The 13262-nt window shown below is 57.7% G+C and carries 16 protein-coding genes; all 16 read left to right on the forward strand.

What is annotated here, in order from left to right; translation table 11 throughout:
- Nucleotides 1-3: 3 nt before the first annotated feature.
- The 16 genes from G486_RS0102095 (at nucleotide 4) to G486_RS23880 (ending at nucleotide 13222) form a co-directional block, all read left to right on the forward strand.
- The gene (locus G486_RS0102095) at nucleotides 4-300 is read left to right on the forward strand and encodes a YciI family protein (protein ID WP_027014042.1); all 297 of its coding nucleotides are present in this window, start codon (nucleotides 4-6) and stop codon (nucleotides 298-300) included.
- Nucleotides 301-329: 29 nt separating this feature from the next.
- Entirely contained in the window at nucleotides 330-1052 is a 723-nt protein-coding gene (locus G486_RS0102100; RefSeq protein WP_027014043.1) for an SDR family oxidoreductase, read from the forward strand.
- 199 nt (nucleotides 1053-1251) lie between these two features.
- Nucleotides 1252-2589: a short-chain fatty acid transporter gene (locus G486_RS0102105; protein WP_027014044.1), complete on the forward strand. Its 1338-nt coding sequence runs from the start codon at nucleotides 1252-1254 to the stop codon at nucleotides 2587-2589.
- Nucleotides 2590-2679: 90 nt separating this feature from the next.
- Nucleotides 2680-2964: a muconolactone Delta-isomerase gene (gene catC, locus G486_RS0102110; protein WP_027014045.1), complete on the forward strand. Its 285-nt coding sequence runs from the start codon at nucleotides 2680-2682 to the stop codon at nucleotides 2962-2964.
- A gap of 104 nt (nucleotides 2965-3068) precedes the next feature.
- Nucleotides 3069-4064 carry a Bug family tripartite tricarboxylate transporter substrate binding protein gene (locus G486_RS0102115; RefSeq protein WP_027014046.1) on the forward strand — a complete coding sequence of 332 codons (996 nt, stop codon included), beginning with the start codon at nucleotides 3069-3071 and terminating at the stop codon, nucleotides 4062-4064.
- A gap of 315 nt (nucleotides 4065-4379) precedes the next feature.
- A complete protein-coding gene (locus tag G486_RS0102120) occupies nucleotides 4380-4874 on the forward strand; it encodes a hypothetical protein (RefSeq protein ID WP_156919849.1) in 495 nt (164 codons plus the stop codon).
- The gene (locus G486_RS21335) at nucleotides 4874-6574 is read left to right on the forward strand and encodes a GspE/PulE family protein (protein ID WP_051303023.1); all 1701 of its coding nucleotides are present in this window, start codon (nucleotides 4874-4876) and stop codon (nucleotides 6572-6574) included. The genes G486_RS0102120 and G486_RS21335 overlap by 1 nt, the downstream gene beginning before the upstream one ends.
- A 6-nt stretch (nucleotides 6575-6580) precedes the next feature.
- Nucleotides 6581-7819, forward strand: a complete 1239-nt coding sequence (locus G486_RS0102130; RefSeq protein WP_027014048.1) for a type II secretion system F family protein — start codon at nucleotides 6581-6583, stop codon at nucleotides 7817-7819.
- A gap of 30 nt (nucleotides 7820-7849) precedes the next feature.
- Entirely contained in the window at nucleotides 7850-8332 is a 483-nt protein-coding gene (gene gspG, locus G486_RS0102135; protein ID WP_245587220.1) for a type II secretion system major pseudopilin GspG, read from the forward strand.
- Complete coding sequence (locus G486_RS0102140; RefSeq protein WP_169728568.1) at nucleotides 8310-8771, forward strand: pilus assembly FimT family protein; 462 nt, start codon at nucleotides 8310-8312, stop codon at nucleotides 8769-8771. The genes gspG and G486_RS0102140 overlap by 23 nt, the downstream gene beginning before the upstream one ends.
- A 14-nt stretch (nucleotides 8772-8785) precedes the next feature.
- Nucleotides 8786-9244 (forward strand): PulJ/GspJ family protein, encoded by a 459-nt coding sequence (locus tag G486_RS0102145; protein WP_027014051.1) that lies wholly within the window; start codon nucleotides 8786-8788, stop codon nucleotides 9242-9244.
- Nucleotides 9238-9873, forward strand: a complete 636-nt coding sequence (locus G486_RS0102150) for a type II secretion system protein (RefSeq protein ID WP_027014052.1) — start codon at nucleotides 9238-9240, stop codon at nucleotides 9871-9873. Before G486_RS0102145 ends, G486_RS0102150 begins: the two co-directional genes overlap by 7 nt.
- Nucleotides 9870-10910: a type II secretion system minor pseudopilin gene (locus tag G486_RS0102155; RefSeq protein ID WP_084454977.1), complete on the forward strand. Its 1041-nt coding sequence runs from the start codon at nucleotides 9870-9872 to the stop codon at nucleotides 10908-10910. The genes G486_RS0102150 and G486_RS0102155 overlap by 4 nt, the downstream gene beginning before the upstream one ends.
- 58 nt (nucleotides 10911-10968) lie before the next feature.
- Complete coding sequence (locus tag G486_RS0102160) at nucleotides 10969-12003, forward strand: hypothetical protein (protein ID WP_156919851.1); 1035 nt, start codon at nucleotides 10969-10971, stop codon at nucleotides 12001-12003.
- Nucleotides 12000-12653 (forward strand): hypothetical protein, encoded by a 654-nt coding sequence (locus G486_RS0102165; RefSeq protein ID WP_027014055.1) that lies wholly within the window; start codon nucleotides 12000-12002, stop codon nucleotides 12651-12653. Before G486_RS0102160 ends, G486_RS0102165 begins: the two co-directional genes overlap by 4 nt.
- Entirely contained in the window at nucleotides 12650-13222 is a 573-nt protein-coding gene (locus G486_RS23880) for a hypothetical protein (protein WP_156919853.1), read from the forward strand. The genes G486_RS0102165 and G486_RS23880 overlap by 4 nt, the downstream gene beginning before the upstream one ends.
- The last annotated feature ends 40 nt before the right edge of the window (nucleotides 13223-13262 follow it).

A 13262-nucleotide genomic window follows, 5' to 3' on the forward strand; every position in this document is an offset into this window, starting at 1 on the left:
CCCATGCCCTTTGTCATCGAAACCTTTGACAAGCCCGGCCACCAGGCCGTGCGCCAGGCCCACCGGCCAGCCCATTTGGAGTTTTTGCAGGCCCACAGCCACCTGCTGCTGGCCTGCGGCGCCAAGCTGCACGACGACGGCCAGGACCTGGGCGGCGGTCTGTACCTGGTGGATCTGGAGACCCGCGAGCAGGCCCAGGCCTTTATAGAGGCCGACCCGTTCTACCAGGCCCAGCTGTTCGAAAAGATCAGCATCACGCGCTGGCGCAAGGCCTATCTGGCCGGCGAATGCTGTCTCTGAGCCCTTTTTTGTTTGTGAAAGCCCCTGCCATGACCCATCCAACTGCTCCCCGTGTACTGATCACCGGCGGCGGTGCCGGCATCGGTGCTGCCATTGCCCGGCGCTGCCGCGAAGACGGCTATGCGCCCGTCATCATCGACCGCGTGGTCGACCATGTGCCCGGCGGCATACAGGCCGATCTGAGCAATACCGAAGACACGGCCCGCGCCCTGCAAGAGGCCCTGGCCGGCGGCCCCATCACCCGCCTGGTGAACAACGTGGGCGTGGTCGTGCCCAACGACGCGGCCTCCCAGTCCCTGGGCGAGTTCGACCTGGCCATGGCGCTGAATCTGCGCTGTGCCCTGCAATGCATGCAGGCCCTGCTGCCCGGCATGAAGAAAGCCGGCTTTGGCCGCATCGTCAACATGTCCTCGCGTGCGGCCCTGGGCAAGGATTTGCGCACGGCCTATGCAGCCAGCAAGGCCGGGCTGATCGGCATGACCCGCGTCTGGGCACTGGAGCTGGGCCAATGGGGCATCACCGCCAATGCCATAGGCCCCGGTCCCATACGCACCGAGCTGTTTGACAAAGCCAACCCGCCCGATGCGCCGCGCACCCAAAAAATCATTGCCTCCGTGCCCGTCAAGCGCGTGGGCGAGCCCGAGGACGTGTCCCACGCCGCGGCCTACCTGCTCGATGACCGCAGCGGCTTTGTCACCGGCCAGGTGCTGTATGTCTGTGGGGGCATGACCGTCGGCGTGGCCGGCGTGTAGAGCGGCAACACGGCCCTCGATACGTCGTTGCTTTGCCTTGTCGTACCTCGAAGTACTGCCTGCGGCAAAGCGCCTCGTCTCGATCGCAAACCTACGGTTTGCTGGGCCGTCTTGCCCCTCTTTCAGCCTATTGCCCCACTTCCCCAACCACTGACCCGCGTTTTCTCCCGTCGAGTCCCCGTCACACAAGAAGCCTTCCATGTCCAAGATCACCGCCTTCTTCACGGAGCTGATGCGCAAGTATCTGCCCGACCCCTTTGTCTTCGCCATCTTGCTCACCCTGCTGACCATGGTGCTGGCCTTTGCCGTTGAAAGCCGTCCCGCCCAACTGGTGGTGCAGGATTGGGGCAAGGGTTTCTGGAGCCTGCTGGCCTTCACCACACAGATGGCCGTGATCCTGGTCATGGGCTATGTGCTGGCCGCAGCCCCCGTGGTCAACCGCTTTCTGGACAAGATCACCAGCCATGTGCACACACCGCGCCAGGCCATCATCGTGGCCACCATCGTGGGCTGCGTGGGCAGCTATCTGAACTGGGGCTTTGGCCTGGTGATTGGCGGCATCATGGCGCGCAAGCTGGCGCTCAAAGTGAAGGGTGTGCACTACCCCCTGATCATTGCGGCGGCCTACACCGGCTTCACCATGTACAGCCTGGGTTTCTCGGCCACGATTCCGGTGCTGATCTCCACCAAGGGCCACAGCTTTGAAAGCACCATGGGGATTATTCCGCTGACGGAAACCATCTTCTCCGCACCCATCCTGATCACCAGCCTGGTGGTGCTGATTGCCCTGCCCCTGCTCAACGCTGCCATGCACCCCAAGAAGGGCGAGAAAGTGGTGGAGCTGGACCCTGCCACCGTGGCCAAGGAAAACCAGGGCGGCGCTGCCAGCGAGCTGCTGGGCGACGAAAAAACCCTGGCCTGGCGCCTGAACAACAGCCGCGTGCTGAGCCTGTTGATCGGCCTGTCGGGCATGGGCTATGTGGGCCTGCACTTCTTCCAGGGCGGCAACCTCGACCTGAACATGATCAACTTCTTCATCCTGTTCCTGGGTATCTTGCTGCTCAAGACCCCGATGCAGTATGTGGAAAAGGTGAATGAAGGCGTCAAAACCATTGGCGGCATCATTTTGCAGTTCCCGTTCTACGCCGGCATCATGGCCATCATGCATGGCTCGGGTCTGGTCGAGTCCATCGCCCACATCTTCGTCAACATCTCCAACGCCGACACCCTGCCGCTGTGGGGTTTGATCAGCTCCTTTGTGATCAACTTCTTCGCCCCCTCGGGCGGTGGTCACTGGGTGCTGCAAGGCCCGTTCATGATCGATGCGGCCACCACCCTGGGTGCATCCCAGGCCCAGACCGCCATGTCGGTGATGCTGGGCAATGGCTGGAACGACCTGGTCCAGCCCTTCTGGATTCTGCCGGCTCTGGCCCTGTCCAAGCTCAAGCTCAAGGACATCATGGGCTACACCGTGGTTTCCATGATGCTGGTCGGCGTGATCTATGCGGCCACCATGCTCATCTGGCCGCATCTGTGACCGGCTGATCCACTTCCCGGCCGGGCGCCAGCGCCCGGCCTCTGCCCTCTTCTCTCGTCTCTTTTTCCCTGTTTTTCAAGGAGCCATTCCATGCTGTACATGGTCGAAATGATTGTCCGCATCCCTTCCACGCTGGACCCCGAGGTCGCAGCCAAGATCAAGCAAGAAGAAAAGGAATACTCGCAAAAGCTGCAGCGCGAAGGCAAGTGGCGCCACCTGTGGCGCGTGGTGGGCGAGTATGCCAATGTGAGCATCTTCGACGCCAAGGACAACGACGAGCTGCACACCATGCTCAGCTCGCTGCCCCTGTTCCCCTATATGGAAATCAAGGTCACGCCGCTGGCCAACCACCCCTCTTCCATCGTTCAGGAGTAATTCCCGGAACGACCTTGCTTGCCAGGCCACAAGCCTGGCAAGCCGCTTTCGCGATCGCCATACCCTGACTGCGGCGATCGCCCCACTCGACTCAGGAGACCTCAATGTTTGCAGCCCCCCGCTCTTATGCCCGCCGCCATGGCCTCAAGGTTCTCGCCGCGGCGCTGACGCTTGCCGCCACCGGAGCCGCCTCGGCGCAAAGCAACTTCCCCAGCAAGCCACTGACCATTCTCGTGCCCTTTGCGGCCGGCGGCACCACGGACATTCTGGCGCGCGTGGTAGGCCAGGCCCTGCAGCAGGAACTGGGTCAGACCGTGATCGTGGACAACAAGCCCGGCGCTGGCGGCAACATAGGCGCGCAGGCTGCGGCCCGCGCCAACGCCGACGGCTATACGCTGTTCATGGGAACCGTGGGCACGCATGCGATCAACGCCGCCCTCTACCAAAAGCCTGGATTCGATCCCGTCAAGGACTTCGCCCCGCTGACGCGCGTAGCCACCGTGCCCAATCTGCTGGTCGCCAATCCCAACCAGCCGTTCAAGAGCGTCAAGGAAATGATTGCCTATGCCAAGGCCAATCCTGGCCAGCTCAACTACGGCTCCTCGGGCAGCGGCAGCTCCATCCACCTGTCGGGCGAGCTGTTTCGCTCCATGACGGGCCTGGACATGGTGCATGTGCCCTACAAGGGCAGCGCCCCAGCCGTGACCGACCTGCTGGGCAACCAGATCGCCGTCATGTTCGACAACATGCCTTCGGCCATCCAGCATGTGCGCTCGGGCAAGCTGCGCCCCCTGGCCGTGACCACGGCCAGCCGCTCGCGCGAACTGCCCGACGTACCCACCGTGGCCGAAGCCGGCGTGCCCGGCTACGAGGCAACCTCGTGGTTCGGCCTCTGGACTCAGGCCAAGACACCGGCCGATGTGCAGCAAAAGCTGCATGCAGCCATTGCCAAGGTGCTCAAGGATCCGGCCGTAGTCAAGAAGATCAATGACCAGGGCGGTGATGTGGTCATCGACTCCCAGGCCGAATTCTCGGCCTACATCAAGGCCGAGTCGGCCAAGTGGAGCAAGGTGGTCAAGGACTCGGGCGCCCAGGTCTGAGATCAGCCACTGAACCGGCCCCTCCCCGGGGCCGTCAGCCAGATGCATGCCTCAACCGCCCCGATGAGGAAATGCCGGCCTGCAGCACAGGCCCAAGCCACCCTGTGCTGCAGGCTGCGCCAGGATGAACCGAAGTCAGACATTGATACAGCATCCCAGGCACCAGGCCTTGCCCGGATACATGCAGACCCTCTGCGCGCGCGGGTCCGTCCAATTGAAACCCGAAACAGCAAGACTGCACGCCATTTCCGGACCGTTTCCAGGCTGCCAGCCCAGCCAGCCAACAATTTGGCAAACGCTCCGTAAAATAGCACCATGTCACATATTTTTCATCCACTCAAGCAGTTGGCAGTTCTGGTGAGCCTGGGCCTTGGCTATTTTTTAAGCTGCAATGCCCAGCCTGCCCCCAGTCCCAAAAGCCCGGCCTTTGCAAAGCCTGCCAACACACAGAAAGTGGATGCCTTTCTTGGAACACTCACCCCGTCCACCAGTTTTCAAAAGCTGGAAAGCGGGAACGATCTCTTGCTCGAATTTCCTGCAGTGGCTGCTGCCGGGCCTGTCGAAGTCAAGATCGTGAGCACCATCCCGCGCTCTGACAGGGTATGGCTTCTGAGCCTGAGCCCCGCCCCGGACGGCCCATCGCCCCTGTTCGCGAGCGTCAGCCTGGAACCTTCAGCACTTCCCAAAGTCTCTTTGCTATTGGATCTGCAGCGCACGCAAGATCTGTTGCTCGTTGTCCGCGCCAACGGCAAATACTATGGACTGCACCGGCAAATCAAGATCGGCCAAGCTGAAACAAAGAGGAAATGATGGACATCGCCGCCGTACAGCGCCCCCATCCGTTCATTGAGCATCTCCAGCACCTGGGCATGGTGGACGCCGAGCGTGCGACGCAGTTGGCGGCACTCATCCACAACAAGCCCGACTCCCCTTTGGCAATTGCCTCCAGAACCGGGATGGTGGCCAGCCACGCACTGGTCGAAGCCTTGTGCAGCTACACACAATGGCCCTTGCTTCCAGCCTCAGAGCTGGGGGCGATGGACGCCATGATCCAGGGAGCCTTTTTATCATTGCAGCTGCAGCCGACTTGGTGCCAACAGGAAAACCTGGCTCTCTGGGAAACCGATGATGAGCTGGTCTGCTGCACCTCGGATCTTCTATCGCGCTCGGCCAGCGAAATGCTGCGCATACAAGGCACGCAAAGGGGCAAGCCCGTTTCCATGCGTGTATGCCGGCAAGTCGACCTTGACAACCTGTATGCCGAACTGGCGACGCACAAGCAGCTGGAAAGCGCCAACTCAAGCAATCTGGCTCACCTCAGGGAATTGGCCGAAGAAGGCCCTATTGTTGAGCTCGTCAACAATCTTTTAAGCCAGTCGGTTACGCGCCGAGCCTCGGATATCCATATCGAACCGGGAGAAAACGGTTTTGTGACCAGGGTTCGCGTGGATGGGGTCATGCGGGAGCTGCAGCGTTTTTCCCTCGACAAGTTTGATGCGACCATTTGTCGTATCAAGATACTTTCGCAATTGGATATTGCTGAGCGCCGCCTTCCTCAAGACGGCCGCATGACAGCCCGCATTCACGGAGAGGTCTTCGACGTCCGGGTCTCCATCCTGCCCGGCAGCAATGGTGAATCGGTGGTCATGCGCTTGCTGCGCCAGGACCGGCCCGACTACAACCTGGCCGACCTCGGCATGCTGTCCGATCATGCGCAAATGTTCCAGCGCTGGATTCAAACACCGGATGGCATTATTCTGGTTACCGGTCCCACCGGCTCTGGCAAGACCACGACGCTCTACACAGCACTTGACCTGGGAAATGACGGATTAAAGAAAATCATTACCGTCGAAGACCCTGTCGAATACAAGCTCGAAGGTATTACGCAAGTACAGGTCAACTCGGACATCGGGTTCACCTTTGCGACATCACTGCGCTCGATTCTGCGCCATGACCCGGATGTCATTCTGATTGGTGAGATCCGGGACCAGGAAACCGCAGGCATCGCCGTGCAGTCGGCGCTCACCGGCCACCTTGTGTTTTCCACGTTGCACACGAATAGCGCGGCCGGGGCAGTGACCCGGCTCGCGGATATGGGAATTGAGCGATTTTTGCTGGCATCCAGTCTGCGCGGGATTATGGCCCAGCGCCTTGTTCGCAGGCTGTGCCCGCATTGCAGCAAAGAGGCAGAAAACCCGGATCAGATCAGCCTGGATCTGATCGCCAAGGCTCAGAAAAATCAAGACATCAAGGAGCCTGAAATCAGACTGCGCCATCCCGTAGGATGTGATGTGTGCCTGCATACCGGATTCTTGGGACGTATTGCCGTCTACGAGATGTTCGAAGTTGATGCCGCTCTGAGACTTGAGATATTAGAAAAAGCCAGTGAAACTGAAACCATCAAAAATCTGCGCGCCATTGGAGTTCGCTCCATGCTGCAAGATGGCCTTTTAAAAGCTGCCCAAGGGATCACCACGGTAGAAGAAGTCATGACTTTGGGAGACCTTTAAAAGCATATGCCAAAGTTCAAGTATCAGGCCATCAATCAGAAAGGTCAGCGCAGCAATGACACCCTGGAGGCTCACGACAGAAAGGCTGCCTTGAGCGAGCTATCCAAACGTGGACTGCAGGTTTTTGATATCAAGGATATTTCAGCCGGAGCCTCACGCACAGGAAATAGTTCGGAGATTTCACTTGGTTTTCTGAACGGCAAGAAAAACCAGAAGATCAGTTCAGAAGAGATATTGCTCTGCGTTCAAGAACTATCCACTTTGCTGAATGCTGGCATCCCCTTGGCCGATGCCGTTCTCAACATTGCCAAAGGGCATGAAAACCGGCCCTCTGGCTCGGTTCTTTCATCGGCCTATACCAGCCTGCGCTCTGGCAGCAATCTGGCGACAGCATTGCGCTCCAGCGGCCTGGCTCTGCCTGAGTATGTTCACGAACTGGTAAGAGCCGGCGAAGAGACTGGCAAGCTCGGGGCCTCCCTGCAATCGGCAGCACAGCAGATGGAATCCGATGCAGCCTTCCGCAGAGAAACCAGGAACGCTCTGACCTATCCCATGGTATTGATTGCCAGCGGCTTGCTTGCCACCCTGGTGGTTTTCATGTTTGTGGTTCCGAAATTCGCCAATATACTCACCAACCCAAAAGCAGAGATACCACTTTTCTCACGCTTGATACTGCAATCAGGTCTTTGGCTGGTCAATAACAAGTTTTTCGCTGCAGCAGTTTTTTCCGGAATCATTATTTCAGTCTATTATCTATTCTCACAAAAAAGCTTCAGAGCCCAGTTGTGGGAAGCGGCAAGCGGATTTCCCATCACAAAAAACTGGATTCAGCATGTAGAGCTTGCACGCTGGGCCAGCATGTTTTCCGTTTTATTGCAAAATCACGTCCCCATACTGGATGCCCTGCACCACTCGCTGAATTCACTCACAGGTCAGAGCTGGCGCTCTCGTGCCGAGCTCATTGCAAAAGATGTGAAGTCCGGCCACTCCCTGGCTCTTGCCATGCAGGAGCATCAATTTATTGATGCCGTGGGCCTGAACCTGATTCGTGTGGGAGAGCAGTCCGGAAAGCTTCCACAAACCACATCCTCTTTGGCGCAAATGCACAGAGTTCATGCCCAGCAAAGCATGAAGCAATTTCTCATACTTTTGGAGCCATTGACCATCCTAATGGTTTCTGTCATTTTGGGAGGGATCATGATCAGCGTCATGCTTGCCATTACCAGTTTAACCAACGTTATTTAATATTTTCATTCGTCTAGCGAACGCCATTTCATGGACACCATCCAACAATCCAAGCAAGATTTATATCCAATGACCATCATCAAGAAAAATTCGTTAAAGGCCAAGAAGGGCTTTACCCTTTTGGAAATGCTAGTCGTCATGGTGATTATCGGTCTGCTAGCCGGACTTGTTGGACCACGCATCTTTGGCAAAGTGGATACCAGCAAAGTCCAGACGGCTCAAGTCCAGATCAAGATGATTGAGAGTGCCTTGCAAATCATGCGTCTTGACATTGGCACTCTTCCCGAAGGGGAAAAGGCCCTGAAATGGCTTACTCAAAAGCCTGAGGATCCGAATGTTGCGGCAGTCTGGAAGGGGCCTTACATGGACGGCCAAATACCAGCCGACCCCTGGAACAACCCCTACCAGATAGTCTCGCCCGGCCCCAATGGAAAGCCATTTGCAGTCATGTCGTTTGGCGCAGATGGCAAGCCCGGGGGAGAGGACATCAATGCAGACATCATGGCGAAATAAAACCCAGGGAAACAGCCACATTGCAATCAAGATCGCTCATGGCTTTACTCTTATTGAGATGATGGCTGTGATGGTATTACTCGGTCTTCTGACAGGAATTATCATCCCAAGTTTTGAGCGCTGGTTTGAATCGACAGAGGACAGGGTCGCAAAAACAGCCATTGCCAACAGTCTGCAGAAATTGCTGACCAGGTCAGCCTTGCTGGAGCAGGATTTTGAGTTAACAGAAAAAACCGTCAACTCAAAAATGTCGGATGGTGAACCTGCCATGCAGCTCCCGCCCGGCTGGTCGCTGGCTCCAGAACAGTCGCTAAAGATCTGGAGATCAGGCAAATGCGACAAAAGCACCATCAACTTCACTAAGAAAAACAGCAAGATCGTCCTTCAAATTGAAGAGGAAAGCTGTTTTGTTTCAACAGCCGCCCCTCATCAACAGTAAAAACCGTTAGATAGATGTCAACCCTCCAGCGGCCAGCAATTTCACCTGAAAAACAACGAGGCATTAGCCTTCTGGAGGTTCTTGCTGCGCTTGTGATCTTGAGCATGGGCGCGACCATCTCTTTTACCTGGTTTGATCAGAGCGTCAGTGCCATGAATAGGGCCAAGCAAGAGGAAAAGTCACTGCTGTTGAAAATAGAGGCTTTTGAATACATCAGAAACATCAACCCATTAAAGCAGCCACAAGGCAGCATGCGCCTGAAGGACAGCACACTCAAGTGGGTTGGCCGCCCGATTCGTCCGCTTCAACGCGCACTCAATGCAAAAGGTGGCCAAGGCTCCTACGAGATAGGGCTTTACTCTGTAGATGTCGAGGTCCTTGATAAGGATTCAGATTCTAAAATAATAGAATTCAATATCGAACTCACAGGTTTCAACAAAATATCCGAGACAGGCAACGGGGTTATATGGTAAGTCAAATAACCTCCAATGCCGTTGCTATTAGAAAGCAAGAGGGCCTCACGCTGATAGAGCTACTGGTCACCATCGTGATTCTCAGCTTCACCATTGCCCTGATGTCTGGCGCACTGAGTCAGATATCTCAAATCGTCAGAGTTGGCGCCGACCAGAGCAATGGTTTCTTGGAACGCTGGAATCAAGCACGATCGCTTTATGACATCACAGCCAATATGGTGATAGATCCGACGCTGGAAAAACCTTTCACAGGCAGGTCCGAAACCATCACCATGGTCACCACAGCCCCCCCGGAAATGCCCAGAGGGATACCTCAGCAAATTCGACTTGATCTCAAAACCACCGCAGGCGATACAAATCTGCTTTTAACCCCCGTAGGAAACTCTCTCGCAAAGGAAAAAATCCTCGCGCGCTTTACAGAAAAGGTCGAGTTCCGTTTTCTGGACCATCTTGATCAACAGCATCAGATATGGCCTCCCATGGGCATGGGGGATTCTCGCGCCATGCCATCAGCCATTCTGATTCGCTCTTCATCCGGGGAACAAGAGGTCTTCAAATCTGCGGCCTATGAGGGCAACTGGAGTCCGCCAGGCAAGTCCGTCAACGATTTTTTCTTCAACACCCAATGAGCCCGCAACCACTTCCCAAAAAAGCATATTCACAGGGGTTCGCTCTTGCTGCCGTGCTTTGGCTGCTGGCCGGGCTGTCCATTGTGGTGGCCATGATTGCCGACGTTGCGCAGACATCCGCCGAGCGTGCGGCCCTGCTGCGCAAGCGCAGCGAGTTCATACGCAGCAGCATGACGACTCGGGCTCAGGCCCAGTATTGGCTCTCTACGGCTCAGGCAGGGTTGGCCGAATTCACTGACGGAAATCTCAGCCTGCAAGTCGACGGCACCCCCTACAAAGCAGACGAAACCAGCCTGGTCCAGTTTCAGGATATGGGTGGGCTGGTCAATCTCGCCAGCATAGACCAGCCATTTCTGACTCGCTTTCTGGAGGACTGCGGAGTCAGCCCGGATAAAACGCCATACCTCATCGACGCCTTGCTGGACTATGTGGATGCCGACAATCTTCAGCGCCTTCACGGGGCCGAGCAGGAGGCTTACGCTTCAGCCGGCATGCCGCCACCACGCAACAGCCCCTTGCTGACGGTCGAGGAGGTCTGGGCCGTGTATGGCTGGGGTCCGTATCGCCAGGCCTTTGAAGACAACGGCTGCATCGACGATTTCACGATTCATGGTGAAACCACCATGCTCGGCACCAGCCTGAATCTGGCAACGGCCCCGCCCCGCGTTTTGAAGGCCGCCGGACTGGGCGCCGAACAGATTGACGACATTTCGCGCGCCAGAGGCGATCCTCAGCATCTTGCGGAACGTACGGCGCAAAACAATCAGTTGGCAGGCGTGAACATTGGCGGATGGGGCGCTCTCACAGGCAAACATGTCCAGCGCAGTCTTCGCGTCACCCACCTGTCTACACAAGGCCCCTGGCAGCTGAGCTACATCCTCCAACTCGACCCCATGGACAAAGACAGACCATGGCGCACCACCCAGGCCGAAATTAAAGCCATGCGAGAGCCCATGGCTATACTGCAGGGTTTGCCCTGGCCTCCCGCAGTCTCTGTGACCACGCCAAACAATGCCCCCACCAACTCAATTTTTTAGCCCGGATGGTGTCAACGAGCATGCTCGCCCTCCCCTGAGTCGGTTCAGGCTGGAGCAGTTGCGTGCCGTCAGAATCGTCATCCCTCGGTCACTGTGTCTGTACCAGCGCATCTCCTGCCTGGGTGTGCCTCGGTTGCGGCTGGCTTCTTTCGCTCAAATCCAGGTCCAGTCCCATTCGCCTTTCGCCCGCACGGGGTCTTTTGCCCTGCAGCAGGATCAGTGGCTGCATTTATGGCTCTGGAACAAGGAGCTTGAGGACCAAATCGAAGCGGGTCATGCCTCGGCACAGCGCTTTCTCCTTTGGCCGTCCAGCCTTCTTTCGACTCCGGCCGCCTCCGGCGTCAGCTTTCAACGCCTCCCGCAAGCGCCTGGTATCGAGCTGCTGCTCTGGAGCAAACGCCAGCTGGTCGACAGCCTCTGGTTCGAAACGCTGCCAACTCCGGTCGAATGGAGCGAATTGCTGGCACAGACCCCCGAGCTGATTGCGCTGGGCTGGCCCCCTCAACTGCCAGACAAGGCCACGGCTCAGACGCCCGGCAAGTCCGTGCTGTGGGGCCGCAATTTAACACCGCGCCCCGAAAGCAGGCGCGCTGTTCAGTGGCCGACCTTCATCAATGCCGGCCTCGCAGTCGCCACGGTGGGCATGATGGCCTGGGCCGCCTGGACCTATGGCCAGAAAATAGCGGCCCAGCAGGTTCTTGACGAAGGTCTGCAGTCAAGCCAGTCCGCAGCAGCCGCTCTTGAGCCTCTGCTGCGAGTTCGAGAGCAGGCACAAAATACGGTCAACTGGCTGCACCAGGCCGACAGCCTGGTCCCACAGCCCAGTACGGGCACTTTGCTGAGCAGCCTGTCCAGCACCTGGCCTCGCCAGGGCGTCGTCTTGCGCGAACTCGAGATCTCAGCACCAACGGTTCAAGCCACCTTTGTCAGTGCCACGGCCGGCAGCCCCATCAAGCTGACGACCATTCTTGACCAGATCGCCAGCAATCCACTCTTCTACGATGCGCGCTTTATCGATGTATCGGGCGATGGTTTCAAGTTTTCCTGGCGCATCAAGGCTTCGGCAGACTCACAGCAGCAGGTTCAAGAATGAGCAACAATCTTCGCTGGCTGATCTGGCTGGCTGCACTGGTCGCCTTTTCCAGTCCGATTCTGGAGTGGGATGACGAGTTGACCCGGATGCGCCCCGAAATCGAGCGGATGAAGCACCTGCGCACGCGCGAGCACAATGCCATCACCGCCGTAGACTGGGCGCAGCAAAAGCAGCTCGCAGCAAAGGCTCAGCTGACATGGCTTGAGCGCCTTCCTCCCGTCACACAGTCTGGAGGCTTTCGGGCCGAGGCCATGGAGTCGCTGGGAGAACTGTGCAACAAGCTCAAGGCAGGCTGCCGTGTATCAGCACAGGGAGAGACCGTCATCACCAATGCCATCAACACACCCGGTGCCCGAAATGCCCCGGCACAGCTTACCGGCCTGATTTATTCCAACGTACGAGTGACGGTTCCTCTTGCATTTCCGGATCTGGATCTGCTGATCGAGCAAATAGAACACGGCCCGGTGCTGAGGAACATCGAGAAATTCATTGTCCGCAGCGGCAACGCCGACATTCATGTGCGCACCTATGGACTGGAAGCCGCCGCCTGGCAGAGACTCCAGGCAGCCGCACAGCAAGATATCCAGGCCAATCTTCCTGAGCAGACCGAAGCGCCAGCGGCCAGCCAGGAGGCGGGAGCAAGCCTGTGAGCCAGTCAAGAATGTATCGCTGGGCGTTTTTTCTGGCCAGCCTGCTCTGTATCGCCCTGGCTTACTGGCTGGGCCAACGCGCCCTGTTCGCCAAAGAGTCGGAACCACTTGACAAGCCGCCCGAAGCACCAGGCAGCAGCGTCTCACTGCAGCTCGTGAGCCCTCCTGCACTGATCAAACCGGTGGAGGCAGAAGTGCCCGCCGCTGACAAAAAATCCGCCCCTCCCGAGCCCATAGAACCCGGAGGCATGCAGCAACAAGGCATGCTTGCACTCTGGGAAAGCACGGCGAACATGCCGTGGACGGTGCGCGACAAGCCGCTGACCCCACCGGACTGGCTTGTCACAGGCATTGTGAGCCGAGGGCCGAGCACGCAAATCATCGTCCAGATCAACGGCGAACCCGCCCCCCGCATGATCAAGCTCGGCGAGAGCCTGCCCACGGGAGGTACGCTCGCCTGGGTCAGACCTGGAGCCATAGGAGTCGCGACTCCAGAGAAAACGCAAGTCAATGTCATGGCATTCGAGCACCTCTCCCCCACTGAAACCGCCAGCAAACCGGCGCAGTGACGGACAGCGCACAAGCCGACGCCCCTTAGCCCCCGCTACG

Source organism: Comamonas composti DSM 21721 (assembly GCF_000429845.1).
GTDB classification, from domain to species: domain Bacteria; phylum Pseudomonadota; class Gammaproteobacteria; order Burkholderiales; family Burkholderiaceae_C; genus Comamonas; species Comamonas composti.

What these genes read in the sequence shown, in the direction of transcription:
- G486_RS21335 (WP_051303023.1), top strand. Translation starts at nt 4,874, where the DNA reads ATGGACATCGCCGCCGTACAGCGCCCCCATCCGTTCATTGAGCATCTC.
- G486_RS0102155 (WP_084454977.1), top strand. Translation starts at nt 9,870, where the DNA reads ATGAGCCCGCAACCACTTCCCAAAAAAGCATATTCACAGGGGTTCGCT.
- G486_RS0102095 (WP_027014042.1), top strand. Translation starts at nt 4, where the DNA reads ATGCCCTTTGTCATCGAAACCTTTGACAAGCCCGGCCACCAGGCCGTG.
- G486_RS0102145 (WP_027014051.1), top strand. Translation starts at nt 8,786, where the DNA reads ATGTCAACCCTCCAGCGGCCAGCAATTTCACCTGAAAAACAACGAGGC.
- G486_RS0102150 (WP_027014052.1), top strand. Translation starts at nt 9,238, where the DNA reads ATGGTAAGTCAAATAACCTCCAATGCCGTTGCTATTAGAAAGCAAGAG.
- G486_RS0102115 (WP_027014046.1), top strand. Translation starts at nt 3,069, where the DNA reads ATGTTTGCAGCCCCCCGCTCTTATGCCCGCCGCCATGGCCTCAAGGTT.
- G486_RS0102130 (WP_027014048.1), top strand. Translation starts at nt 6,581, where the DNA reads ATGCCAAAGTTCAAGTATCAGGCCATCAATCAGAAAGGTCAGCGCAGC.
- G486_RS0102100 (WP_027014043.1), top strand. Translation starts at nt 330, where the DNA reads ATGACCCATCCAACTGCTCCCCGTGTACTGATCACCGGCGGCGGTGCC.
- catC (WP_027014045.1), top strand. Translation starts at nt 2,680, where the DNA reads ATGCTGTACATGGTCGAAATGATTGTCCGCATCCCTTCCACGCTGGAC.
- G486_RS0102140 (WP_169728568.1), top strand. Translation starts at nt 8,310, where the DNA reads ATGCAGACATCATGGCGAAATAAAACCCAGGGAAACAGCCACATTGCA.
- gspG (WP_245587220.1), top strand. Translation starts at nt 7,850, where the DNA reads ATGGACACCATCCAACAATCCAAGCAAGATTTATATCCAATGACCATC.
- G486_RS0102165 (WP_027014055.1), top strand. Translation starts at nt 12,000, where the DNA reads ATGAGCAACAATCTTCGCTGGCTGATCTGGCTGGCTGCACTGGTCGCC.
- G486_RS0102120 (WP_156919849.1), top strand. Translation starts at nt 4,380, where the DNA reads ATGTCACATATTTTTCATCCACTCAAGCAGTTGGCAGTTCTGGTGAGC.
- G486_RS0102105 (WP_027014044.1), top strand. Translation starts at nt 1,252, where the DNA reads ATGTCCAAGATCACCGCCTTCTTCACGGAGCTGATGCGCAAGTATCTG.